The sequence below is a fragment of the Paenibacillus ehimensis NBRC 15659 genome, assembly GCF_004000785.1.
Lineage (GTDB): Bacteria > Bacillota > Bacilli > Paenibacillales > NBRC-103111 > Paenibacillus_G > Paenibacillus_G ehimensis.
The window spans coordinates 14,957-38,232 of record NZ_BILX01000067.1 but is presented as its reverse complement, the minus strand read 5'-3'; the positions used below and the strand labels follow the sequence as shown (position 1 = coordinate 38,232).

20 protein-coding genes and 1 riboswitch are annotated in these 23,276 nt (G+C 54.8%); of the genes, 3 read left to right on the top strand and 17 right to left on the bottom strand.

Annotated features, from left to right (window positions below):
• Positions 1–39 precede the first annotated feature (39 nt).
• Together thrS and ytxC are read right to left on the bottom strand one after the other, a co-directional pair.
• The gene (gene thrS, locus PEH01S_RS27135; protein ID WP_025851146.1) at positions 40–1,977 is read right to left on the bottom strand and encodes a threonine--tRNA ligase; all 1,938 of its coding nucleotides are present in this window, start codon (positions 1,975–1,977) and stop codon (positions 40–42) included.
• Positions 1,978–2,307: 330 nt separating this feature from the next.
• Positions 2,308–3,240, bottom strand: a complete 933-nt coding sequence (gene ytxC, locus PEH01S_RS27130; RefSeq protein ID WP_025851145.1) for a putative sporulation protein YtxC — start codon at positions 3,238–3,240, stop codon at positions 2,308–2,310.
• Positions 3,241–3,452: 212 nt separating this feature from the next.
• Here ytxC and PEH01S_RS27125 point away from each other — a divergent pair, with 212 nt between their 5' ends.
• Positions 3,453–4,967: a L,D-transpeptidase family protein gene (locus tag PEH01S_RS27125; protein ID WP_127489228.1), complete on the top strand. Its 1,515-nt coding sequence runs from the start codon at positions 3,453–3,455 to the stop codon at positions 4,965–4,967.
• An 88-nt stretch (positions 4,968–5,055) separates the two neighbouring features.
• On the opposite strand, the gene mqnC is transcribed toward PEH01S_RS27125, so the two are convergent.
• From mqnC to metA, 5 genes are all read right to left on the bottom strand, one after another.
• On the bottom strand, positions 5,056–6,195 hold the full coding sequence (gene mqnC / locus PEH01S_RS27120; protein ID WP_025851141.1) for a cyclic dehypoxanthinyl futalosine synthase: 1,140 nt from the start codon (positions 6,193–6,195) through the stop codon (positions 5,056–5,058).
• Positions 6,196–6,330: 135 nt separating this feature from the next.
• Positions 6,331–7,704, bottom strand: coding sequence for an EAL domain-containing protein (locus tag PEH01S_RS27115; protein ID WP_127489226.1), 1,374 nt, complete (start codon positions 7,702–7,704; stop codon positions 6,331–6,333).
• Between the two features lie 135 nt (positions 7,705–7,839).
• Positions 7,840–9,036: a trans-sulfuration enzyme family protein gene (locus PEH01S_RS27110; protein WP_025851139.1), complete on the bottom strand. Its 1,197-nt coding sequence runs from the start codon at positions 9,034–9,036 to the stop codon at positions 7,840–7,842.
• Complete coding sequence (locus PEH01S_RS27105; RefSeq protein ID WP_036714703.1) at positions 9,029–10,228, bottom strand: aminotransferase class I/II-fold pyridoxal phosphate-dependent enzyme; 1,200 nt, start codon at positions 10,226–10,228, stop codon at positions 9,029–9,031. Before PEH01S_RS27105 ends, PEH01S_RS27110 begins: the two co-directional genes overlap by 8 nt.
• Positions 10,225–11,151 (bottom strand): homoserine O-acetyltransferase MetA, encoded by a 927-nt coding sequence (gene metA / locus PEH01S_RS27100; protein WP_127489224.1) that lies wholly within the window; start codon positions 11,149–11,151, stop codon positions 10,225–10,227. Before metA ends, PEH01S_RS27105 begins: the two co-directional genes overlap by 4 nt.
• A 122-nt stretch (positions 11,152–11,273) precedes the next feature.
• Positions 11,274–11,423: riboswitch (SAM riboswitch) on the bottom strand.
• A gap of 446 nt (positions 11,424–11,869) precedes the next feature.
• On the opposite strand from metA, the gene corA reads away from it, so the two are divergent.
• Entirely contained in the window at positions 11,870–12,805 is a 936-nt protein-coding gene (gene corA, locus PEH01S_RS27095; protein WP_025851134.1) for a magnesium/cobalt transporter CorA, read from the top strand.
• Positions 12,806–12,853: 48 nt separating this feature from the next.
• On the opposite strand, the gene PEH01S_RS27090 is transcribed toward corA, so the two are convergent.
• Positions 12,854–13,444 (bottom strand): hypothetical protein, encoded by a 591-nt coding sequence (locus PEH01S_RS27090; RefSeq protein ID WP_127489222.1) that lies wholly within the window; start codon positions 13,442–13,444, stop codon positions 12,854–12,856.
• 83 nt (positions 13,445–13,527) lie between these two features.
• Positions 13,528–14,538 carry an HRDC domain-containing protein gene (locus PEH01S_RS27085; protein WP_127489220.1) on the bottom strand — a complete coding sequence of 337 codons (1,011 nt, stop codon included), beginning with the start codon at positions 14,536–14,538 and terminating at the stop codon, positions 13,528–13,530.
• Between the two features lie 220 nt (positions 14,539–14,758).
• Here PEH01S_RS27085 and PEH01S_RS27080 point away from each other — a divergent pair, with 220 nt between their 5' ends.
• The gene (locus PEH01S_RS27080) at positions 14,759–15,061 is read left to right on the top strand and encodes a hypothetical protein (RefSeq protein WP_174807176.1); all 303 of its coding nucleotides are present in this window, start codon (positions 14,759–14,761) and stop codon (positions 15,059–15,061) included.
• Between the two features lie 91 nt (positions 15,062–15,152).
• Here PEH01S_RS27080 and nhaC read toward each other — a convergent pair whose 3' ends face one another.
• The 8 genes from nhaC to PEH01S_RS27040 all read right to left on the bottom strand — a co-directional run bounded on the left by nhaC (position 15,153) and on the right by PEH01S_RS27040 (position 23,259).
• Entirely contained in the window at positions 15,153–16,583 is a 1,431-nt protein-coding gene (nhaC, locus tag PEH01S_RS27075) for a Na+/H+ antiporter NhaC (protein WP_127489218.1), read from the bottom strand.
• A gap of 198 nt (positions 16,584–16,781) precedes the next feature.
• Entirely contained in the window at positions 16,782–17,090 is a 309-nt protein-coding gene (locus tag PEH01S_RS27070; RefSeq protein ID WP_025851125.1) for a YerC/YecD family TrpR-related protein, read from the bottom strand.
• A gap of 20 nt (positions 17,091–17,110) precedes the next feature.
• A complete protein-coding gene (locus tag PEH01S_RS27065; protein ID WP_127489215.1) occupies positions 17,111–18,268 on the bottom strand; it encodes a homogentisate 1,2-dioxygenase in 1,158 nt (385 codons plus the stop codon).
• A gap of 33 nt (positions 18,269–18,301) precedes the next feature.
• Positions 18,302–19,564 (bottom strand): fumarylacetoacetase, encoded by a 1,263-nt coding sequence (gene fahA, locus PEH01S_RS27060; protein WP_127489213.1) that lies wholly within the window; start codon positions 19,562–19,564, stop codon positions 18,302–18,304.
• A 14-nt stretch (positions 19,565–19,578) separates the two neighbouring features.
• On the bottom strand, positions 19,579–20,523 hold the full coding sequence (locus PEH01S_RS27055) for a hypothetical protein (RefSeq protein ID WP_127489211.1): 945 nt from the start codon (positions 20,521–20,523) through the stop codon (positions 19,579–19,581).
• Positions 20,524–20,569: 46 nt separating this feature from the next.
• Complete coding sequence (gene hppD, locus PEH01S_RS27050) at positions 20,570–21,685, bottom strand: 4-hydroxyphenylpyruvate dioxygenase (protein ID WP_127489208.1); 1,116 nt, start codon at positions 21,683–21,685, stop codon at positions 20,570–20,572.
• A 129-nt stretch (positions 21,686–21,814) separates the two neighbouring features.
• Entirely contained in the window at positions 21,815–22,045 is a 231-nt protein-coding gene (locus tag PEH01S_RS27045; RefSeq protein ID WP_164828055.1) for a DUF1450 domain-containing protein, read from the bottom strand.
• 53 nt (positions 22,046–22,098) lie between these two features.
• The gene (locus tag PEH01S_RS27040) at positions 22,099–23,259 is read right to left on the bottom strand and encodes a Glu/Leu/Phe/Val dehydrogenase dimerization domain-containing protein (protein ID WP_127489204.1); all 1,161 of its coding nucleotides are present in this window, start codon (positions 23,257–23,259) and stop codon (positions 22,099–22,101) included.
• Positions 23,260–23,276: the final 17 nt, after the last annotated feature.

The following is a 23,276-nucleotide window of genomic DNA, read 5'->3' as shown; positions in this document are numbered from 1 at the left end:
CAAGGAGCAGGCTCTTCGGTTCAAATCTTATGGTGCAGCTTACGCTTGCTTGGTCCGAATGTCTTCCCGGATCATCTCGATGACGCTCTCCACGCTGTGCGCACCAAGGTCGCCCTGACCGCGTTTGCGGACGGAAGCGCCGGACGCTTGCACCTCATTTTCGCCGACAACGAGCATGTACGGAATTTTCTCAAGCTGCGCTTCGCGAATTTTGTAGCCGAGCTTCTCGTTGCGCAGATCGGCTTCGACCCGGATCCCGGCGTTTTGCAGCTTCGCTTCGACTTCCTTGGCATACTCGTCGAAGTTGCCGGATACCGGAAGCACCTTCGCCTGTACCGGACACAGCCATGTCGGCAGCGCGCCAGCAAAGTTCTCGAGCAGGAAAGCGGTCATCCGTTCCATGGTCGAAATAATGCCGCGGTGAATCACGACCGGGCGGTGCTTCTGGCCGTCGGCTCCGACGTATTCCAATTGGAAGCGCTCCGGCAGCAGGAAGTCAAGCTGCGCAGTCGACAGCGTCTCTTCTTTCTTGAGCGCCGTCTTGATCTGCACGTCCAGCTTCGGACCGTAGAAGGCCGCCTCGCCTTCCGCCTCGAAGAACGGCAGTTCCAGCTCCTCGACCACTTCGCGAAGCATCCGCTGCGACATTTCCCACATTTCGTCGTTTTGGAAATATTTCTCCGTATCCTTCGGATCGCGATAGGACAGGCGGAAGCGGTATTCCTTGATGCCGAAGTCCTCGTACACTTGACGGATCAGGTTGACGACGCGCGCGAACTCTTCCTTAATTTGATCCGGGCGGCAGAAAATGTGCGCGTCATTGAGCGTCATCGCCCGGACGCGATGCAGACCGGTAAGCGCTCCGGACATCTCGTAGCGATGCATCGTTCCGAGCTCGGCGATCCGCACCGGCAGGTCGCGGTAGCTGCGCATGTCGCTCTTGTACACCATCATATGATGCGGGCAGTTCATCGGACGCAGTACAAGCTCTTCATTGTCCAATTCCATCTTGGGGAACATGTCTTCCTGATAATGCTCCCAGTGACCGCTCGTTTTGTACAATTCCACGTTGGCAAGCACCGGCGTGTACACGTGCTGGTAGCCGAGACGCTCCTCCAGATCGACGATATAACGCTCCAGAGTGCGGCGTACTTTGGCGCCGTGCGGCAGCCAGATCGGAAGGCCTTGGCCGACTTCGCTGGAGAAGGTGAACATTTTCAGCTCTTTGCCGAGCTTGCGGTGGTCTCGTTTTTTGGCTTCCTCCAGTAAGTGCAAATGCTCGTCCAGCTCCGATTTTTTCGGGAACGCCGTGCCGTAGATACGCTGCAGCATTTTGTTCTTGGAATCGCCGCGCCAGTAAGCGCCCGCTACGCTGAGCAGCTTGAACGCTTTAATCCGTCCGGTGGACGGCAGATGCGGTCCGCGGCACAGGTCAAAAAATTCGCCTTGGTCATAAATCGTAATGACTGAGTCTTCCGGAAGGTCGCGGATCAGCTCCAGCTTGAGCGGGTCCTCCAGCTCGCCGAAAATGCTCAGCGCTTCCTCGCGGCTGACCACCCGGCGGCGAATCGGCAGGTTTTCCTGCACGATGCGTTCCATTTCTTTCTCGATTTTGCCCAGATCTTCCGGGGTGATCGACGTTTCCATATCGATATCGTAGTAGAAGCCGTCTTCGATGACGGGTCCGATGCCGAGCTTGACGTTTTTATTGCCGTACAGGCGCTTGATCGCCTGCGCCATCAAATGCGCCGTGCTGTGACGGTATACCTCCAGGCCTTCTTCGCTGTCCAGCGTAACGATTTGCAGCGCGGCGTCTTCTTCCAGCGCCGTGCTCAAATCGACGAGCTTTCCGTTGAGCTTGCCGACAACGGCATTTTTTTTCAGACCCGAGCTGATCGAGCCTGCGATCTCTTCCACCGTCGTTCCCTGCGGATATTCCTTTACCGCTCCGTCGGGAAAAGTCACTTTTACAGCCATGTCCACTACCTCCAATAATTGTAGAAAATACAAAAAGCGTATCATCCCGAAAGGGACGAGTACGCTTCGCTCGTGGTTCCACCCTAATTCAATCCGCAGCCATCATGTAACAAAAGACCGGTCTGCGAATCCTCAATTCATTCGGTAACGGGAATGATCCGGCGATTTATACTGCACGTCTCCGGCGCTGATCCAATATCGGGCAGGAGCGACGTTTTCCAAATCACGGCTACAAAGGGGTAACCGATTGACGTTCGCTGAAGGGGATTGCAGCCGGGTGTCCCCTCTCTCTGGACAGCACTTCAACCGATCGTGTCTTCGATCTTTGCCTTATCCCTTATTATATTCAGCCGCCGTCGAGCGGTCAAGATTTTGGCACAGCCTGCAGTAGCCGCACAGCTCCACGCGATTCTCGAAAATTTGCCGGATCGTCTTGATTACCTGTAAATCCGGCTCGCGGGTGTGGATATAAATCTGCTGCGGGGATACCGTAATCAGCGTGCTGACAATCATATCCTCGAAATTCATATCCTTCTCCAGCGTTTCTACCGTCACGACGGCATCCGTATCGTTCGTTTCGATCTTCTCCAGATGCTCGCCAAGCAGCATAAACTCATTGCCGCCTTTGTGAATCAGATGAACGAACGGAATTTTCGCTTCCTGGATATAGACGAAATATTGCAGCAGAGAAATGAATTCGCGATACTGCCGGTCCATGACGAATTCGTCGATGGCGTATTCGACCACTTCGCGGAGCTCATTCAAATAATCCGGCGCCCGGAAGCGCAAAAAACCTTCCAAATTCAGCTCCGTGTGCTCTTCGATGTATTCGGTAAGCAGGGCGGTCAATTTGTGTTTTCGCCGCAGGTACGCTTCACTCTTGTCCGATTTGACCGCCGCTGAATCGCCCTGCTCTCCCAGCATTTGACTGCAGTAGCCCAGGATGCTCTCCGTCTCTTCGTCCTGCTTGTAATGAAACTCATGACGGATCATATGACGCAGCAGACGCTGTTCCTCTTCAGCCAATAAATAGTCCGCCACGGCGCCGGCTGCCGCTTCATATAGCGCGTAACCGTCAGTCTGCAGTTGAAAAGCCGGCATAACCGCGCTTACTTCGACTCGCTGCAGACCGTTCCGCCGGTCCAGAACGATCCGGATCTTGTTCTCCTTATGTAGCCGTTCGCCGAAAAGCTCGACAAGACGCAACAGCCGGTCAGCCTGAGCTTCGGAGCGTTTCACCATTACGATCGTCAACAGCTTCATCCAGGGTCACACTCTCCTTTCGGGCCTTACGATTCCTTTAAAGTATATGGCTGGACCCTCGCAGATATACAAAGTACAGACACCAGGGAGGTAGCAATAACTGTGAGCGAAATCCGTCAGGAGACTACTACGGAACGATACCAATTGTATTCTCATTTACTTTTGTGATACAATATGTATCAATTATAAAATAGGATCCTGGGAGGTTTGCCATGCAGCATCTTCGCCAAAGGTTCAAATCGCCAGCCGCGGACAAGCTGGTTCGTTTGCACAAAAATATTTACCTTAACCGCAGCGACCCCAAGTATCACGAAAAGGTGATCACGTACCTCGACCCGCACTCGCCTGAGGCGCATTACAAGCTGGGGCAATATTTCGAAAACAACGGCAATATCGGCAAAGCGCTGCAGCATTACAAAGAAGCGATGAACACGTATCCTTCGCCGTATTATTTTCCCGCTTCCGGTTCAATCCGGCGGCTGACGAAGGAGAAAGCTCCCGCTGTCCCCGTCCCCCAAGCCGCTTCAGGCGCAGCTGCACCACGAACGAAAAGAAAAAGCGCTGCCGCCGGCTTAAAAATGCTGCTGCTCGTGCTTTTGTTTATCAACGTGCTGCTGCTGGCCCTGCTGTACGGACCGACCGCCGTTTCGAAGGTCGTATCGGCATTTATGCCTTGGAGCGTCGGGAAAGAAGTCACGTACGAAAGCGTTGAAACCGCGTTCGTCTTGCATTTTCCATACGGAGAGCCGCAAAAGGCGGTGGAGGAGGCGCTTCATAAGAAAGCGCTGCAGCTTGCAAGCGATAATCCGAAGCAAACGATCTTCCTGTACGGCGTGCGAACCGTCGACAACCAAGCTGTGCCGCTTAGCGACGAGCAGCTTAAGACCAAGGCGTTTGTCGTGGCGGAATACAATCCGGCCGTCGATACTGCGGTCAAAATCCGGTTTCTTCACCCGGAATTTCAAAAGCTCCGGACGACGGCCGGCGCCCAATTGATCCGGACAGCGCTTGAGGCTTACGCTGCGGATCACGGATCGGCCCCCTCCTCCGTCGAGCAGCTGTTTCAGCCTTATCCCCATAACTATGCCAGCTATATGCCTATAGAAGCGATTACCGGTTCGGCTCATGTCCGAACCGTTTTTGATGGGAGCGGCGGATGGGTTTACGATGCTCAAGCCCAGGAGCCTGCACGTATGTTCTATCCGAATGTCGCATGGGACGGCGCATCCGGAACGGCAGCCGCCTCCGCAAGCCTCCCATTCGAACCCGTCACGGTTACGATCGACAAAAGCGCTCACTTGCTCCGGCTGAACGCCGGCCCGGTCGTGCTCGCGGAGCTGCCTGTGGGGCTGGGCGCCGACGGCCGGACTCCGGACGGCACGTTCAACGTTATGGAGCGGGTGCGCGAGCCGCAGGGAAGCCGCCCCGGCGTATACGGCTCCGCTGCCTTGGGCATGGGTGAGATCGCCATCCACGGAACCGCTGACCAAGCATCGGTCGGCGCGAACCGGTCGCTCGGCTGCATCCGCCTGACGAACGAGGCGATGTCCGCGCTGTATCCGCTTGTGCCGCGGGGGGCACGCGTCGTGATCGGCAGCGACGGAGAAGGCAGAAACGGCAGCGCCCCGGTTCTTGTCCAGCCGGAGCTGCTGCTTTCGGGCAACGGAGTGATGGGCCGGGGAGCCGAGGAAACGGCCAAGCACCGGGTCTTTCACTGGTTAGGTTAAACATGGAAAGCAAGCCCTGCATTGCCCGCGCAAAAAAGACGCCTGCCTTCGAAGCCAAGATCGAAGCGCAAGCGTCTTATATTTTGTGTTAATTTTGCATAATGAAGTCTTTGTGCACCTGAACCGTTTCGTCGTCGAAGCGGCGCAAAATCTCATAGCGCGTATTGCGCTGCGCGGGAATTTTGCCCGCTTCCCGGATGAGCTGCAGCGTCGATCCGATGTTCACCTTGTGCGTCGTCCCTGCCGCGGATACGACGTTTTCTTCGATCATCGTCGAGCCGAAATCGTTGCAGCCGTAGTGGAGCGACAGCTTGCCGACCTCCGGTCCCATCGTCACCCAGGACGACTGGAAGTTCTTAATGTTATCGAGCATGATGCGGCTGATCGCGACGTTTTTCAGATAATCTTCCGGTCCCAGCTTCTCCGCTTTCAGATTCGTGTTGTCCGGCTGGAACGTCCAAGAGATGAAGGCCAGGAAGCCCGGCGTATTATAGCCCTTCGCGATGCATTCGTCCTGTGCGTCGCGGATGCGGAGCAGATGCAGCGCGCGCTCCTCCATCGTTTCGCCGAAGCCGATCACCATCGTCCCGGTCGTATGCATGCCGACCTTGTGGGCCGTTTGCATGACATCCATCCAGTCGCGCCACGAGCCTTTCAGCCGGCTGATTTTGCGGCGGGTGCGGTCGTCGAGAATTTCCGCGCCGCCTCCGGGCAGCGAATCCAGTCCGGCTTCGTGAATGGCCCGAATGACATCCTCCAGCGAAAGGCCGTTCGACACTTCCTTCATTTTCATAATCTCGGCCGGGGAGAACGAGTGCATCGTAATGTTCGGGAACCGCTTCTTGATTTCCTTCAGCAGATCCGTGTAATAGCTGAAAGGCAGGTTCGGGTTCGTGCCCCCCTGCATCAAAATTTCGGTGCCTTCCACGTCGATCGTTTCCTGTATCTTTTGAAAAATCACCTCGTTCGGCAGCACATAGCCTTCTGCCGAGCCCGGTGCGCGATAGAAGGCGCAAAAACGGCAGTACACATCGCAAATGTTCGTATAATTGACATTCCGGCCGATCACGAAGGTCGTAACCGGCTCCGGATGGTGCCGAAGCATAATTTGATTGGCCACATGGCCCATTTTTTCGATTTCGTCCGATTCATAGAGCGCCACACAGTCTTCCAGACTGATCCGGTTTCCCGCCAGCGCGCTATCCAATATCCGGTCGATGGAACTCATCGCTTTCATCTCCTTTATGCTTTCATCCTACCATAAAATACTCCGCTCCTGCCATACTCAAAGACCGCCATTTTCCGTGTGGCGGAAAGCGGCGGCCGTTTTTGTGACGAATTTGTGAGCATCGGGACAAAGCCTTCAAGCGGGATGCATATGCCGGTGCCCTACAATTTTTTCTTTGACCAATTGAAGCTGCTGTACCCGTTCCTGATCGGTCACAAGCGGCTGCGGACGGGCAAAATAAAAGCCTTGCACCATATGCACCCGCATCTCGCAAAGCATGCTGAGCTCTTCCGGCCGTTCCACGCCTTCGGCGATCACTTGGCAGTTCATATTGTCGGCGAAGTGCAGCAGCGCTTTCAGCAGCGATTGCTTGACGGACATCCGGTCGATCTCGGCAATGACCGATCTGTCGATTTTGATGATGTCGGGCACCAGCTCGGAGATCGATTGCAGGCTCGAATAGCCGGCCCCCGCATCGTCCACGGCAAAGCGGAACCCATGAGCGCGGCAAGCGTTCATGACGGCGCCTATGTATTGAAAATCCCGAATCGCGTGGCGTTCCGTAATTTCCAGAACGACCTGCGAGGCCGAAATGGCCGGAAATTGCTTCAATGTTTCCAGAAGCTGATGCAAAAACAGCGGATGTCCGAGCGAAACGGGCGTCACGTTAATAAAGACCTGCTCTTGAATCGCCCGCGATGAGATTTCCATGAACGCCTTCTTGATAACCAGAAATTCGAATCTCGATAAGAGATCGGCTTGGTAAGCCATATCGAACAGCTCGGAAGGCGTGTGAAACGGCGAGTTTTGCGGACCGCGGGTCAATATTTCCCAGCCGTACAATTCACCGCTGGCCAAATTGAGAATCGGTTGGGCGAGAACAAAAATGCTCTCCTGCTTCAAAATGTCCAGCAAATGCTCCCGGGTCGGGCAAAAATGCGGCGGCAGCTTCCGGGTGGCGATGCAGCGGGCATAGTGATAGGCCGCTTGAATGCCGGCAGACGTGTTCTCAAGGTCCGGACCGACGATATAGCACCCGCTTTGCAGCGATACGGGAGCCTGTGCGTCGGCGCCCGCATGCAAGCGCAGCCTGCGCGAAACTTCTTTTTGCAGCTCCTGCGCCTTGCGCTGCAGCTCGTCGAACCCGCAGCCGGCTTGCTCTTTAACGAAAATGCCGTAATCGTCGAGCGCAAACTGCCGCACTCCGATGACATCCTTGTCCCGGAAGCAGGAAGGCAGCAGCTCCAGGATCGTCTGCCGGATACGACTCTGCAAGGCGCAGAGCCTCGCTTCAGAATAAGTGGAAAACATATGATGAAAATCTTCCAAGTACAGCAAAATAAGCCCGCACGATTTTCCTTGCCGCCGGTACTGTTTGACCAGCGAGAGCACCGGATCGCGAAACGTAAATTCCGGGGGAAAAAAGCGGAGCGCCCTGTTCGGATAAGGCAGCCGGAGCAGCATTCGGAACCTTTCTTTCCACTCACTTGAAGCAAATGAAAACGTCATAAATTTCCCCCTCACCGGCAGCAACAGCTTGTCCCTACTATCATATCACGAGTTCGCTATAGTGAATAGGGAGATATTCCTTTTTTTCACAGAAAAGCCGATGATCCCCTGAATCATCGGCTTTTCTTTTTTATTTTATCGGTCCGTGTCCGCTAACGCTTGCTCCAGGTCTTCGATGATATCGGCGATATCCTCCAGACCGACGGAATACCGGACGAGCCCGTCGGTAATTCCGCGCTCCAGCCGGACCTCGCGCGGCATCGCCGCATGGGACATCATCGCCGGGTAGGAAAGGATGCTCTCGACCGCCCCCAAGCTGACGGCGACAAGCGGAATGCGCACTTTGGACAGCAGGCGCTTGGTCCGTTCCCCGGAGCCCGTGTCGAACGAGACGACGGCGCCATAGCCGAGCGACTGCTTCTCGTGAATGTCGCGACGGGGATGATTCGGCAGCCCCGGATAATAGACGGCTTCGATCGACGGGTGGGCCGCCAGCCAGGCTGCCAGCTGCCGGGCGCTTTGCTCATGCGCCTCCATCCGGGCTTTCAAGGTCTTCATCCCGCGCATGAGGAGCCACGAGTCCTGCACGCCGAGAATGGTGCCGAGGCCGTTCTGAATCTGCTTCAGCCGGCGGCCCAGACTTTCGTTCGCGGCGACGGCCAGCCCTGCGGTCACATCGCTGTGTCCGCCCAGAAACTTCGTTGCGCTGTGCAGCACGATATCGATGCCGTATTCAATCGGACGCTGATGGTAAGGCGTCATGAACGTATTGTCCATCATGGTCAGCAAGCCATGCTCCTTCGCCCAACCTGCGACTTCGGCAATATCGGTAATTTTGAGCGTCGGGTTCGACGGCGTTTCGAGGAACACCGCCTTCGTGTTCGGCTTGAGCGCCGCTTTCACCCGGTCCAAATCGGTCATGTCGACGAACGTCGTCTCGATGTTCATCCGGGGCAGGATCGACGTCAGCAGCCGGTACGTGCCCCCGTACACATCCTCCGTGCAGATGACATGATCCCCTGCCGACAGCAGCATGAACGCGCCGGAGATCGCCGCCATGCCCGAAGCGAACGCGAAGCCCCGTTTGCCCCCCTCGAGGAGCGCAATGTAATCCTCCAGCGCCTGCCGGGTCGGGTTGCCGGAACGGGAGTAATCGTATTCCTGCGGATCGTCGAGCGAAAATTGATGGAACGTCGACGCCTGATAGATCGGTACGCTGGAAGCGCCGGTCGTCCGGTCGATTTCGCTTCCGAAATGAATCAGCTTCGTCGCAAAAGCTCGGTCTTTATGGAGATCGCTCGGATGAGTTCCTTGCGTCGTTTTATCAGCCATGAGCCGGCACGCCCCCTTCAATCTCCTGCTGTGCCAGATCGATGGCGCGGGACAAATCCGCTATCAGATCGTCCGCATGCTCGATGCCGACGGAATAACGGAGCAGTTTATCGTCCACGCCGACTTTGCGCCGGATCTCTTCCGGGATATCGGCATGGGTCTGGACCGCCGGGTACGTCATCAGCGATTCGACGCCGCCCAAGCTTTCCGCGAACGCAATCAGCTTCACGTGACGCAAGATCGGCTCGATATAGCGGGCGTCTTTCATTTTGAAGGAAAAAATCCCCGTATTGCCGGACGACTGCTTCTTCTGAATATCATGGCCCGGATGGCTTTCGAGCGCCGGATAGTAGACCGCTTCCACCTGCGGATGGGACTGCAGGAACGTCGCAATGCGGGTAGCGTTGTACTCGTGACGCTCCATGCGGATCGCCAATGTTTTCATGCCGCGCATGAGCAGCCAACTGTCCTGCGGGCCTAAGACTGCGCCGATCGAATTGTGCAGAAACGCCATTTCCTCGGACAGCTCCTTGCCTTTGGTCACGATTAACCCGGCAAGCACGTCGTTATGCCCGCCGAGGTACTTGGATGCGCTGTGAATGACAATATCGGCTCCAAGCTCGATCGGACGCTGGAAGAACGGAGTAAGCAGCGTGTTGTCAACGATGGAAAGAATGCCTTTTTTCTTCGCCCAGCCGCACACCAACGCCAGGTCCGTGACCATCATGAGCGGATTGGTCGGCGTTTCGATCAAAACCGCTTTTGTGCCCGGCTGCAGGTTCGCTTCCAATGCATCGAGATCGTTCGTGTCCACATACGTTGCGGTGACGCCGAAGCGGGACATGATGCGCTCCAGCATCCGGTACGTCCCGCCGTACAAGTCGAGGGAGACAAGCAAATGGTCGCCTTGGCTGAACAGTGCAAAGATCGTCTGGAGCGCCGCCATCCCGGAGCTGCAGGCAAAGCCCGCATCCCCGGATTCCAGCTCGGCAATCGCATCCTCCAGTACTTTGCGTGTCGGGCTTTTCGTGCGCGCGTAATCGAATCCCGTGCTCTGCCCGAGCTTCGGATGACGAAACGCCGTCGCTTGATATACCGGGAAGCTGACCGCCCCCGTCGCCGGTTCCTCCTGGGAGCCGATCTGCGCGAGACGGCTCTCGATTTTCAACTCTGGCTTGGAACAATTGCTCATATCATATAATCCCCCTTATACAAATCGTACGGCGTCTCTTGGTACACATAATAGTTTAACCAATTGGAGAACAGCAGGTTCGCATGGGCCCGCCAGGTGTTGAGCGGCGGCCGGGTCGGATCGTCATTCGGATAGTAATTTTTCGGAATCGCAATATCCATTCCTTTGTTCACATCGCGGTCGTACTCGTACTTGAGCGTACACGCGTCGTATTCCGAATGGCCGGTAATAAAAATTTGCTTCCCGTCCTTCGTCGCGGCGATGTAGACGCCCGCCTCCTCCGATTCCGACAAAATGTCGAGCTGCTCGACCCGGGCGACATCCTCCCGGCGAACGTCGGTATGACGGGACTGGGGAACGAGAAACAGCTCGTCGAACCCGCGCAGCAGCTTCACATTCGGCTTGGTGATGGTGTGCGGGAAAACGCCGAATATTTTTTCTTCAAGCGGGTACTTCGGCACGCCGAAATGGTAGTAGAGACCGGCCTGCGCCGCCCAACAAATATGCAGCGTCGACGTGACGTGGGTTTTGCTCCACTCCATAATCTGCGTCAATTCTTCCCAATAATTCACCTCTTCGAATTCAAGCTGCTCGACCGGCGCGCCTGTAATGATCATGCCGTCGAAGCGTTCGTGCTTGATGTCTTCGAATGTTTTGTAGAACTGCTCCAGGTGTTCCAGTGAGGTGTTCTTCGACGTGTGCGTTTTCGGGTGCAGCAGAATGAATTCAACCTGTAGCGGAGTGTTGCCGATCAGCCGCAGCAATTGGGTCTCCGTCGTTTCTTTCGTCGGCATCAGGTTTAGGATCACGATCCGCAGCGGGCGAATATCTTGACGAAACGCTACGCTCTCGTCCATGACAAAAATATTTTCGTTGACAAGCACTTCCTTGGCCGGCAGATGATCTGGTACTTTGATGGGCATCGGGTTCACTCCTTCGGGTCATTGGATTCGTCGTTCCCTGCACTCCTGCGACTGAAAAAGGGCATAAGAAAAAGCCTTTCTCCATCGCACGAGAAAGGCCTTTGTATGGTTAACATCGTCCTCTCTCATCTGTCAGAAGCCGCCTGGCTTCCGCAAGAATTAGCACCGTGCATTCCTTTGCCATGCTGAAAAAATCTACATGTTGTGTACGCAAAGGTCTGTCGGTTGCCGGGTATCATCGGGCTAGTCCCTCCACCTGCTCTTGATAAGAGTGTGAAACCGAATCTATTCAGTTGTTTTAGATAATACTAATGTAATCGAAATCACAGCAAGCGTCAAGCGGAACCTTTTCCAGGAATAGATGGCGTCCGAACCCGCACCAATCCGCCGGATTTTGCATAAATTATTCCCATGCGCGAATGATATACAAACTCATTGTGTTCTCGAATATGACGCGTTATACTATACAGGTATTCGACATTTCACGCTAGAAGGGGTGCAGCAATCGAATGGACGGAGACCCGGGAAGTCGCATCTGCGTTCAAACACAATTGAATCTATCGTTTGGAACCCGGTCGTTTGCCATTCGTTCGAGAATGCGCATGCTTTTTTGTGCGTGATGATGACGAACAGCGCCTGACTAAGCTTGAGGGTCTGTTTTCTTGAAGAAGGCAGACGGCCGAGCGTTCCATCCGATCTATACGGAGGGGTGGAACCTATGAAGGCACGCTTGGTTCAGGACGGCATTTTTACATTAGTAGAAGACATCACGCAAACGATCGATCCGCCTCCGCACGGCTTTTATTGGATCGATGCCGAGCCGGAGGATTTGGACGTTTTACAGCCGTTGTTTCATCTTCACGAGCTCGCCATAGAGGACGTTTTGACGGAAGAAGAGCAGCGGCCGAAGATCGAGCTGTACGACTCGCATTATTTTATCGTATTCAACAGCATCCGGTTCGATGACGAGGAAATTTTTCTCCGCGCACTCAATATTTTTCTTGGGAAGCATTATATCATCACGATCACCCGGCAAAAAATCAACGAAATTCGCGCCTTGAAGCCGATTCTTTGGGAAGAAGAGGTTACGGCGCCCGACCAGTTCCTGTACCACTTGATCGACCTTATCGTCGATAATTACACCAATGTCGGCGACCGGATCGAAGCGAAGATCGAGAAGCTGGAAGAAGACATTCTCATGCATACGAAGAAGTCGCATTTGAATGAAATCATCGGGCTGCGAAGCGAAATTCTGTGGCTCAAAAAAGTGCTTGTTCCGCAAAAAGAGGTCATCGCGACGCTCAACAAAAAAGAGTTGAAGCTTGTCAGCGAGCCGCTTAAAAAATATTTTGGCGATATCTACGAAAACGCCGTAAAAATTTCCGAGACGTTCGATACGTTCCGCGACTTGATGGCGAACTTGCGGGAGGCTTACCAATCTTCCCTGGCCAACCGCGCGAACGAAATCATGCGCGTGTTTACGGCACTCACGACCATCTTCATGCCGCTCACGTTCATTACCGGCGTCTACGGAATGAATTTTGATTATATTCCGGGCCTGCACTGGGAGTACGGCGGGGTCGCTACGGTTCTTTTACTGGCGCTTGTCGGCATCTTCATGTTTGTGTTGTTCCGCAAAAAGGATTGGCTGTGAAGCCGGTCCTTTTTTTGTATGCAAAAAAGGAACCTTAGGAAAGGTTCCTCATTCGGGATGCTTGGCCATGTAGTCTTCCAGACGTTTAATCCGGTCCAAGGTTGTATCCATATCGTTTTCGAACAGGCGCATGCTCCGCTTAATATGCCTGACGTCCGCGCCGACGTCGTCGATCTGACTCTGCAAGCTCAGATGGGCACGATCCAGCCGGGCATCGAGAAAGTCGATTTTGGCACTGAGACTGGTGTTGACGTCGTCGATCTTCGAATCTAGGGCGCTGATCTTTGCACCCAGGGTGTCAGTCTTCTCACTGAGCCGAGCATCGACTTCGTCGATCTTGGCACTGAGTCGAGCCTCAACTTTATCGATCTTTTCACTGAGCCGGGCATCAACTTTATCAATCTTTTCACTGAGTCGAGCATCGACTTCGTCGATCTTGGCACTGAGTCGAGCCTCAACTTTATCAATCTTTTCACTGAGTCGAGCATCAACTTTATCGATCTTTACGTCAAGGGCGTCGATTCTCGCGTTCGTTTCGCCGATTTTAGCGCTTAACTGCAGATTCAGCTCGCTAATTTTCGCATTGGTTTCTTCTTGGTTTTTGATGATGCTGTGAAGTATCGCGCGAAGCTCCTCCATACGGTCAGCTCCTTCATATTCCTATGTCCATCTTACCTTAGCCGCCGGGCTTGTACAATGTTTTTTTGCCATGCTGCCGTGCTTCAGCTCGCTTCAACCGTCTTCCGTTCGGTCTCACGGCGGAACTTCATGCGCAGCATGCGAAGCCATTCGTAGACGCGGTCCGTATCCTGCGCTGTGAGCTCCTTCTGGCTATAGACGGTTTGCAGAATCGGCTTCAAATAACGGTCGCCCTGCTGCTGAAACGCCTTCCATGCCAGCTCGCGCTCGGGTTCGGGCACCTGCTCAAGCTGCCCTTCGATATAGCTCTGCAGGTCGTAGCCTTCGCGATCCAGCTCTTCGAACAGCTGCAGCAAATTGCGCCGCTGAATCTTAGTCTGCTCCTGCAGCTCATCCAGCTTCTCCCCGCGCGCAATGGCCTCAAGCAGCTTATGCTTGATCTCCCGCTTCTCTTCCTCGGCCTTCCGCTTCCGTTCATTTTCCTGAAGCAGCCAGGCATTCAGCTCTCCGGGGTCGATCGATTGCGCCACCCACGCGAGCGGAAATTCCGTATCCCGCGGGAAGCCGGCGGTGATGGCGACGATATCGGCTGCGTAAGCGGCAGCCTTGGCTTTTCCGAATCCCGGAAGGTGCAGCAGCTCTTCTTCCGTATGGGGAACGAAGGCGCTTATCATTTTGAGCAGCCGGTTGGTGGCAATCAGATACGCCGCTTTCCCGTCGCGGCTCGCTTGTTTAAACCGCCAATCGCGCAGCTTGTCGAACAGCTCTTCGTTGGCATGCTTCTCCCCGTAAAAATACAATCGTTGAATATACGCCGTCCGACGGTCCAATACGTCGATCTCGCTTACGTTCACCTGCACGATCGGCTTATAGCCGCCGCATTGCTTGGCAAATACCCGCTCGCGAAAAACCGCGAGCATCTCCTCCCAGCGCAGCCCTTCGTACCAGCACTCCTGCACTTTGCGGCCGTCTTCTCTCGTCTCGTTCCACATCACCATCCAAATGCCTTGGCTTTCGCCAATGGTCACCTGCGCCGTACGGACGTTCCCCTCTTCCGTCGGCTTTTCCAAGCTGTTCAAAAACACCAGGTTCATGTGTAAACCTCCCCCAAAAAAATAGTTTCAAATGGCTTCAAACGCAAAAAAAGCACCATCTTACCCAGTAGGTAAGAGGTGCTTCCTCTCAAATGTACGTTTGAAATTAGGTTTATATTACCACGTATGAGCTTCATTGACAAGCATGAATTGGATAATCTTCCGGTTTAAGGGCACGCTATAGAAAACATCTTCGTCTACTGAAGAGGAGGAACCGAGCATGGGCTTAAACGACACGAACCGAGACGGATTTATGAACGAAGCTCCGCAGAAGAAATACACCGACCTGAGCACGGTGGAATCCCAGCGCAACGACCTGACCGCGGAGGAATTTCCGGAAGGTCCTTACGGAAGCAGTCTTCTCACGGAATCGCTCGGCAAGAGCACGCCGTGGCGCGAGGATCAGCGCTCGTACAAGCAGTTTACTTACGAGAACCGCGAGCTTCACGCAGGCCTCTCCCGCGGGTATCCCGACGCGCACCCGACCCACGACTCGTCCGGCGACGATTACGTGGAAGAGTAGCCGCCAAGCGCCAAAGGCGGTCCGCCAGCACCGCTCCTCCGGTGAACCGCCCTCGCGCTTGCTGTCCCATCGCCGGCACACTGTTTCCAGTCTACATGCTGCTGTTGTTCATTCCGATCTCGAACTTTTCTTCGTAGGCTTCCATTTCGCCTTCCTCGCCGATCGGCGCTATGGCGAAACCGGTATAGCCGAAAACGATCGCCAATAAGGGCGTAATAAAACACATAAACGAATAGAGAACGTACTCCATGCCGATATTCAGCGTAGCCATAATAAAGGCGCCCGAAACTCCCCACGGAACGATCGGATGAACGATGGTTCCGGCATCCTCCAGCGTTCTGGACAAATTTTTCGGATGCAGCTTCAGCCGCTTGTACGAAGATTCCAGCATTTGCCCGGGCAAAATAATGGACAAGTAGCATTCCCCGATAATGACATTCACCCCGACCGAAGATAACACCGTCGCGCTGATGACATTTCCTTTTTTATTTAAATACCTCTTAATCCTGTCGATAATCGTATGAACCAGGCCGATTTCTTTCACAAGACCGCCGAAGGCGAGCGCCAGGATGATGAGCGAAACGGCAAACATCATACTGGATAGCCCGCCCAGCGACAGCAGCTTATCGATCGCTTCGACTCCCGTTTCCGACTTATAGCCGAAGTGCGCCACGCTCATGAGCCGGCCTGCCGATATTCCGGGAACGGTAAAAAAGGACGTCACGATCGCGACCAATAAACCGACAACCAAAGTGGGAATGGCATCGACCCGTTTAAAGGCCAAGACGATAATCGCAAGCGGCGAGAGCAGGGTCAGAGGCGTAATTGTGAAGCGTTCGTTGAGGGTCCGGATCATCGTTTCAATGCCGGCGGTGTCTGCCGCACGGTCGGATATGGCAAAAAAAGCAAACAAGATCAGCGTTAATACCAAGCTTGGAATCGTTGTCCACAGCATGTGCCGGATATGATCGAAAATAGGCACCTTGGCCGTCGCGGAGGCAAGGTTCGTCGTATCCGAAAGAGGCGAAATTTTATCGCCGAATACGGAGCCGCAAACGATAGCCCCGGCCGCCATGGCGGGGGAAATTCCCATGCCGTAGGCGACCCCCATCAAAGCAACGCCCATCGTGCCGATTGCGCTCCAGGAGCTTCCCGTCAGCACGGATACGACTCCGCAAATCAACACCGCCGATACGAGAAAGTAGCTGGGTGAAAGAATATGCAAGCCGTAATAGGACAAGGTCGGAACGGTTCCGTTCAACACCCATATTCCGATCAAGATTCCGATCAGACACAAAATGAGAATCGAGGGGAGACCATATAAAATGCCTTTGACAATAGCCGATTCCAACTGTTTCCAAGTAAAGCCTAATTTTAAACCGTAGAAAGAAAGAAGGATCGATGCCGTCAAGATGGGGATTTGCGGAGCGACTTGATAGTGAAGAATGCTTACCGCCAGAATCACGACGATAGCCGCAATGAGCGCGCTTGACATGAAAAACGATGGTTTTCTCGTTACCATAAGGAATTCCTCCCGCACGAACGGAATAATAAAACGCGCGAAGCCAATTTAATGTAAGCGTATTCAAAATAAGGGAGAAAACATTCGGACGGTGATCGGGCTGTTTGAGAGCAAGCCTCATAACGATTCACAGCTTCGGTTCTCATCCAATCGGTCTCGCCGTCCGAACGCTTCTTACAGCAAACGCGCCGTTCTTCCTCACGGCTGCTTGCCGTGCCTGTTCAACCGGTCCAAAATGGTTCGGAAGCCTCCCCTTCCGTGATTCAGACAATTTTTGACGCGATAAATGATGGCGCTGCCTTTCTGGGTTTCCTCGATAATGTCCAAATAAGTAGCTCCTTCGAGCAGCTGCTTTGCGACCTCAAGCCTGAGAGCCATCGTTTTGACCTCGTTTACCGTACACAAATCGGAAAAAAAATCGTAGCACTCATCCTTGTTTTGTAACGATAGAATGGCTTCGAATAACTGATGGACTTCTTCCTCGCTTCGCACGTTATTCCGCCGCACTATGCCACCACCACGCCGATTTATTTATGAGACCAGCTGTAAAGATAGTTTTTGTCTTCGAAGGTGCGGGCTGCCTTGACGACCTTGAGCGGACGGAACGTGTCCACCATGACCGCCAATTCCTTCGTTTCTTTTTTGCCCAGGCTTGCCTCGATCGTACCCGGATGAGGACCGTGAGGAATTCCCGACGGATGAAGCGTAATGGACCCTTCCTCGATGCCCCGGCGGCTCATGAAATTGCCCTCCACGTAATAGAGCACCTCGTCGCTGTCCACGTTGCTGTGGAAATAAGGCGTCGGAATCGCTTCGGGATGATAGTCGTACATTCTCGGGACGAAGGAGCAGACGACAAACTGATGACCTTCGAACGTCTGGTGAATCGGAGGCGGCATATGAATGCGTCCGGTGATCGGCTCGAAATCCGCAATGTTGAAAATGTACGGATACAGATAACCGTCCCAGCCGACGACGTCTAACGGATGATGGCTGTAAATATGCGAATGCAGCGCGCCCCTCGTTTTGGTCCGGACCTCGAACTCCCCGGGCTCCGTGTGCGTTTCCAGCGTTTCAGGCAGCCGGATATCCCTTTCGCAAAAAGGGCTGTGCTCCAGCAGCTGACCGTGCTCGTTGCGGTAACGCTTGGGCGTACTGATCCAGCTGTTCGTTTCCACGACCAAAAATTTGGTGTCTTCCCCATCCGGCACGATCCGGTAAATGGTGCCGATCGGAATGACGATATAATCGCCCGGACGGTAGTGCAGCGTACCGAACATCGACTCGACCTTGCCGGTTCCGTAATGCACGAACAGCAGCTCGTCGCCGTCGGCGTTGCGGTAATAATAATTCATGGTTTCCGTGGGGCTTGACACGGCAAGCAGGATATCGTCATTGCCGAGCACGTACGTTCTGCCCTGAACGCCATCGCCTTTCCTCGGAGCCGCTCCCGTCTGAAAATGACGGTATCCGAGGACGCTGTCCTCCTCGTACTCAATGCTGCACGCACCGAGGAATTCGGCTTTAACGATTTCCGTCGGCGCCCCATGATGGTATAGGATTGATTGAATGCCGGAGAAGCCTTTCGTGCCCATCACTTGCTCGCGAAACAACGAACCGTCTTCTTTTCTGAACTGCACGTGTCTTTTATTGGGAATTTGCCCCATCCGATGGTAGAACGGCATCTTGTACGACCTCCTTGGTTAAGTTGCGCTTGCTTATTTCAACGATGGCAGAATCCGGCCCGTCACTTCGCCAAACCCGATGCGGTACCCGTCGCCTTGAGCGTAGCCGGTCATCGTCAGCCGATCGCCGTCTTCCAGCCAGACCCGCTTCGCGCCATTGCTGAGCTGAAGAGGCTCCGCTCCGCGCCAGGCCAATTCGAGCATGCAGCCGCGACTTGCCTTATCCGGTCCGCTGATCGTCCCGGAAGCCAGCAAATCCCCGGCTCGCAGGTTGCAGCCGCCTACCGTATGGTGAGCGATTTGCTGCGCCATGCTCCAATACAGGTATTTGACGTTGCTCTCCGTGATCCGCTCCGCCTGCTCCATATCGGCGCTTTGCAGGTACACCTCAAGCTTGATGTCGAAGGAATGGGCGCCCTCCTGCTTCAGGTAAGGCAGCGGCTCCGGCTCCTGCCGGCTTCCGCGGATGCGGAACGGCTCTAAGGCATCGAGCGGCACAACCCAGGGCGAGATCGATGTCGCGAAATTTTTCGCGAGAAAAGGTCCGAGCGGCTGGTATTCCCAAGCCTGAATATCCCGGGCGCTCCAATCGTTGACGAGCACCAGCCCGAAAATATGCTCCTCTGCCCGTTCGACGGGGATGGGTTGGCCCAGCGGGTTGCCCGCGCCCATGAACCATCCGATTTCCAGCTCAAAGTCCAGCTGACGGCTCGGCCCGAATACAGGCGCCGCCGCATCCGGCGGCTTCATCTGCCCTTGCGGGCGGCGCACGTCGGTCCCGCTGAGCACGATCGAGCTGGCCCGGCCATGGTAGCCGACCGGGAGATGATGCCAGTTGGGCATCAAGGCGTTCTCTTTCCCCCGGAACATCGTGCCTACATTGAAGGCATGGTCCCGCGAAGCGTAAAAGTCCGTATAATCGCCTATCTCTACAGGCAGCAGCAGCTCGACGTCCTTCTGCGGAAGCAAGGCCGCTGTCCGCAGCCCCCCGTTATCCCGCAGCTCCGGCTCGTCAGCCGACAGCAGGCGCCGAATTTCCGCGCGGACCTGCTGCCAGACCGGGCGGCCGAGCGCCATGAACGCGTTCAGCGACGCTTGGTCGAATAGGCCCTGCCCGGCCGCTTCCGTCCGGGCCAAGCAGCCCGCCTGATCGAGAACGGCAAGATCCAGCACGTACTCTCCGATCGCCACGCCAATGCGGGGATGTCCGCCGTTACGGGAGCGAAAGACGCCGTAAGGAAGATTTTGGATAGGGAAATGCGATTCCGGCGCAACCTCAATAAATGAGCGCAGCATCTTAACGGCTCCTTTTATTCAATTGATTTTAACTCCCGCAGCTCGTCGCGGGGCTCGTCAAAGCTGCAGCTTCCGTAGGAGCACAGCGCCTGACGGCGCAGCCTGCGCACCTCGCCGGCCGAAAGCGTAAGCGTTCTCCAGCCTAACGCATCCGGGAGGAAGACGAAGCTGTCGGGATGGTCGTCCGCCAAAATTTCGGCGGTTTTGCCACGGTCCAGCTTGTAGACATGCGCCAGCATCCCAGCGACAAACACGTTAAGGAAGCCGTGCATCTCGGTCTTCACTTCTTCCCGGTACATGCGAACCGGGTGATGAAGCCCGGCCGTGAACTTCAACGCCAATTGGCGGTCTCGGCACCCGACGAGAACGGCGGCCACCTGCTCCGGCGACGGAAACGCGTCGGCGGTGACGCCTCCGGTCCGCAGCTTCACGCCCGGCTGCAGCCCGCCCTGCCTCCTGCAGGACTTTACCGCTTCGAGCGCTTCTTCGATCCGGCTCTCCCAATCGCCGTTCCATGGAAACGTCCATTCGAAGAAAAGCCGGAGGCCGTGTTCCGATGCCCCGGCTGCGGCCTCATCCAGTAACCGGCGGTCTGCGCCCGCAGGGGGAAGAGGAAGCTCCAGCACATCAATGTTGACCGACGAACCATGCTTTCCCCGAAAAGCCTCCGTTTGCCGCAGCGTATCGCCAAGCATCCGAAAGCATTCTTCCGCATCCCGGCTGCGGGTCCCAAGAACCGACAGCATCAGCGGCCGGTCCCCGGAAAACATCGGCATATACGGAGTCAGCTCCTCCAATTGCGCGGCGGGGATAACGAACCGGCCCAGCATCCATGCGTCCTGTCCGTCCCGGTAGACCGCGTAATTGCGGACCGCCTGCTCCAAGGGCAGAGCGGCGGGCGGAAACAATCCGGCATAATCGAGAAGCTGCTCCATCAAAGCTCTAGCGCTGGAAATCATGTTATTATTGCCGCCTTTCCTCTAAGCCTGCCGGTACGCGCGGAAACTACAAGTTTCCGCGGCGCGCCTGCTCTCTTTCGATCGATTCGAACAGCGCTTTAAAGTTGCCTTCGCCGAAGGTGGTCGCCCCTTTGCGCTGAATGATTTCGAAGAACAAGGTCGGCCGGTCGACGAGCGGCTTCGTAAAAATTTGCAGCAAATACCCTTCCTCGTCACGGTCGACAAGAATGCGGTATTGCTTCAGCTTCTCGATATCCTCGTCGATCTTGCCGACCCGGTCCGACAGCTCGTCGTAATACGTATCCGGCGTATCCAGGAACTCCACGCCGTTTTCCTTCAGCACCTTCACGGTCGTTATGATATCGTTGGTCAATAAAGCCGCGTGCTGTACCCCGGGGCCGTTGTAAAATTCCAGATATTCTTCGATTTGCGATTTGCGCTTGCCGGTAGCCGGCTCGTTTATCGGCATTTTGATGCGGCCGCCGTTGCAAATGACCTTGGACATCAAAGCCGAATATTCCGTGCTTATATCTTCATCATCGTAGTGAATCATTTCCTTGAAGCCCATGACCTTCTCGTAATAGGACACCCATTCGTCCATTCGCTCGACGTTTCCGACGACATGGTCGATCCCGATGAGCCCCGCATCCTGGAACGGGAAGGAGAAGTTTACAGGCTGGTACCCCGGCGCAAACAAGCCCTTGTAGTTCTTTCTCTCGACAAGGGTATGCACGGTGTCTCCGTAGGTGCCGATAATTGCTTTTTTGTAGGTACCGTGTTCGTCCGTCAGCACCTGCGGCGCCAGGACGGGAATGCCGCCTCTGGAAACCGCCTCCGCGTAAGCCCTTTCAACGTCGTCAACCCGAAGCGCAACGTCCTTTGCTCCTTCACCATGCTTCTTGATGAATTCCGTAACCGGGTGGTCCTCCTGAAGCGAGCCCGTCACCACAAAGCGGATTTTCCGCTGCTCCAGCACATAGGAGACCCTGTCGCGCTGACCGGTTTCCAGCCCGGCGAAGGCAACAATCTTGAACCCGAAAGCCCGGCTCAAGTAATAGGCGGCCTGCTTCGCGTTGCCAACATAAAATTCCATATAATCGAAATCCTCGATCGGGAAAAAATCTTGCTGCAGCTCGCTAACTAATGTAACATCTTCTTCCATTTTTATAACCTCCTACAATTATATTCCTTATTCTTGGTGCTATTATATGGCAAACTTGTGAACTCTTCAAAAACGTTCAATGCTGTATGCGCGTGTCAACGCGAAATCGCTTTAGTACGTTAAATGAGGTTAGTCGATGGCGGATGCGGCAGATGCTTGAAGCAGCTGGTCCAGCAGCTCCTCTTCATCGTTCAAAACGATGATTCGTTGATCCACTTTCACGAAGCGCTCCAAGTAGCATTGCCCGCAATTGCCCAAGCAGTCCTTCACCACGATATCAACGGAGGCGTCGCGCATAATTTTTTTTAACGCTTCCGATTTCGTCAGCTCATTCGAGCTGCACAGCTTGACGGTAGCCATATGAACCAGCCTCCCGGAAAATCGTATGGATGTCTCCTGCTTCAAACTCTCGGTTAATGGCGAATTTGCCATTTGGCGCGCTTTCGGGGAGAAAAGAAGCTGTTTCTTCCTCTTCTGGACTGAATTCGCTGCTCACAGATCAGGTTGGCCGCCTCGACCGTTGTCATATTTTTTTCCTTTGCTTCCGAGAACACGCGGAGCAGCGAATGATAGATCGCTTTCGTTTTGGCCAATACTCTGTCTTTGTTCGGTCCGTACAGCTCATCCGATACTTGCATAATGCCGCCGCTGTTGACCACGTAATCGGGTGCGTAAAGGATGCCTTTTCGCTTTAGCTCGAAGGCAAGGCTCTCATGCAGAAGCTGATTGTTCGCCGCGCCTGCGATCGCTTGAACCTTGAGCTGCCCGAGCGTATGATCGTTAATAATGCCGCCGACGGCACACGGAACGAAGAAGTCGGCCTCTACGCCGTATATTTCTTCTCCCTTCACGGCGGTCGCGATTCTGCCAAGCTTACCGGCTCTTTCCACTACCTGGTCTACCGCGGTTTGATCCACATCGGTCACATAGAGATCGGCGCCTTCCTGCAGCAAGTGCTCGGCGACTTTAAAGCCGACCTTCCCCAAGCCTTGAATCGCGAACCGCTTGCCGTTCAACTTCTCATGTCCCCATAACGTTCGGGCTACCGCTTTCATGCTGTACAGAACGCCCAGAGCCGTCGGAATCGACGTTTCTCCCCCGCCGCCGTATTCTTCCGGCAGCCCGGCTATGCAATTCGTTTCCTTACACGCATGCACGAAATCGTCCAGCACCGTGCCCATATCCGTCCCGGTATAAAATCTACCGTTCAACGAATCGATAAATTGGCCGTAGGCCCGGAACAATTCCGGGGTTTTATCCTTGGCCGGGTCTCCGATGATAACCGCCTTTCCCCCGCCAAAATCCACATCCGCCGCCGCGCATTTATAGGTCATCGCCTTCGATAAACGCAGAACGTCCTCCAGCGCTTCCTCGACGGTGGCATAAGGCCTCATTCGCGTTCCCCCCAAAGCCGGGCCGAGCGTCGTATCGTGAATGGCGATAATCGCTTTCAACCCCGTGGCGGGGTCGTTGCAAAACAGCACCTGCTCATGCTCCTGCATTTTCTCGAATAAGTCGGTCGTACGCGAGAACGCCGACGGTTTGATCTCGGATAATAACGCTGCATTGTTCATCTCTATTCCTCCTGAAA

Bases quoted from the DNA above. Each gene is read 5' to 3' on its own strand.
- thrS (WP_025851146.1), bottom strand. From the start codon at position 1,977: ATGGCTGTAAAAGTGACTTTTCCCGACGGAGCGGTAAAGGAATATCCG.
- ytxC (WP_025851145.1), bottom strand. From the start codon at position 3,240: ATGAAGCTGTTGACGATCGTAATGGTGAAACGCTCCGAAGCTCAGGCT.
- PEH01S_RS27125 (WP_127489228.1), top strand. From the start codon at position 3,453: ATGCAGCATCTTCGCCAAAGGTTCAAATCGCCAGCCGCGGACAAGCTG.
- mqnC (WP_025851141.1), bottom strand. From the start codon at position 6,195: ATGAGTTCCATCGACCGGATATTGGATAGCGCGCTGGCGGGAAACCGG.
- PEH01S_RS27115 (WP_127489226.1), bottom strand. From the start codon at position 7,704: ATGACGTTTTCATTTGCTTCAAGTGAGTGGAAAGAAAGGTTCCGAATG.
- PEH01S_RS27110 (WP_025851139.1), bottom strand. From the start codon at position 9,036: ATGGCTGATAAAACGACGCAAGGAACTCATCCGAGCGATCTCCATAAA.
- PEH01S_RS27105 (WP_036714703.1), bottom strand. From the start codon at position 10,228: ATGAGCAATTGTTCCAAGCCAGAGTTGAAAATCGAGAGCCGTCTCGCG.
- metA (WP_127489224.1), bottom strand. From the start codon at position 11,151: ATGCCCATCAAAGTACCAGATCATCTGCCGGCCAAGGAAGTGCTTGTC.
- corA (WP_025851134.1), top strand. From the start codon at position 11,870: ATGAAGGCACGCTTGGTTCAGGACGGCATTTTTACATTAGTAGAAGAC.
- PEH01S_RS27090 (WP_127489222.1), bottom strand. From the start codon at position 13,444: ATGGAGGAGCTTCGCGCGATACTTCACAGCATCATCAAAAACCAAGAA.
- PEH01S_RS27085 (WP_127489220.1), bottom strand. From the start codon at position 14,538: ATGAACCTGGTGTTTTTGAACAGCTTGGAAAAGCCGACGGAAGAGGGG.
- PEH01S_RS27080 (WP_174807176.1), top strand. From the start codon at position 14,759: ATGGGCTTAAACGACACGAACCGAGACGGATTTATGAACGAAGCTCCG.
- nhaC (WP_127489218.1), bottom strand. From the start codon at position 16,583: ATGGTAACGAGAAAACCATCGTTTTTCATGTCAAGCGCGCTCATTGCG.
- PEH01S_RS27065 (WP_127489215.1), bottom strand. From the start codon at position 18,268: ATGCCGTTCTACCATCGGATGGGGCAAATTCCCAATAAAAGACACGTG.
- fahA (WP_127489213.1), bottom strand. From the start codon at position 19,564: ATGCTGCGCTCATTTATTGAGGTTGCGCCGGAATCGCATTTCCCTATC.
- PEH01S_RS27055 (WP_127489211.1), bottom strand. From the start codon at position 20,523: ATGATTTCCAGCGCTAGAGCTTTGATGGAGCAGCTTCTCGATTATGCC.
- hppD (WP_127489208.1), bottom strand. From the start codon at position 21,685: ATGGAAGAAGATGTTACATTAGTTAGCGAGCTGCAGCAAGATTTTTTC.
- PEH01S_RS27045 (WP_164828055.1), bottom strand. From the start codon at position 22,045: ATGGCTACCGTCAAGCTGTGCAGCTCGAATGAGCTGACGAAATCGGAA.
- PEH01S_RS27040 (WP_127489204.1), bottom strand. From the start codon at position 23,259: ATGAACAATGCAGCGTTATTATCCGAGATCAAACCGTCGGCGTTCTCG.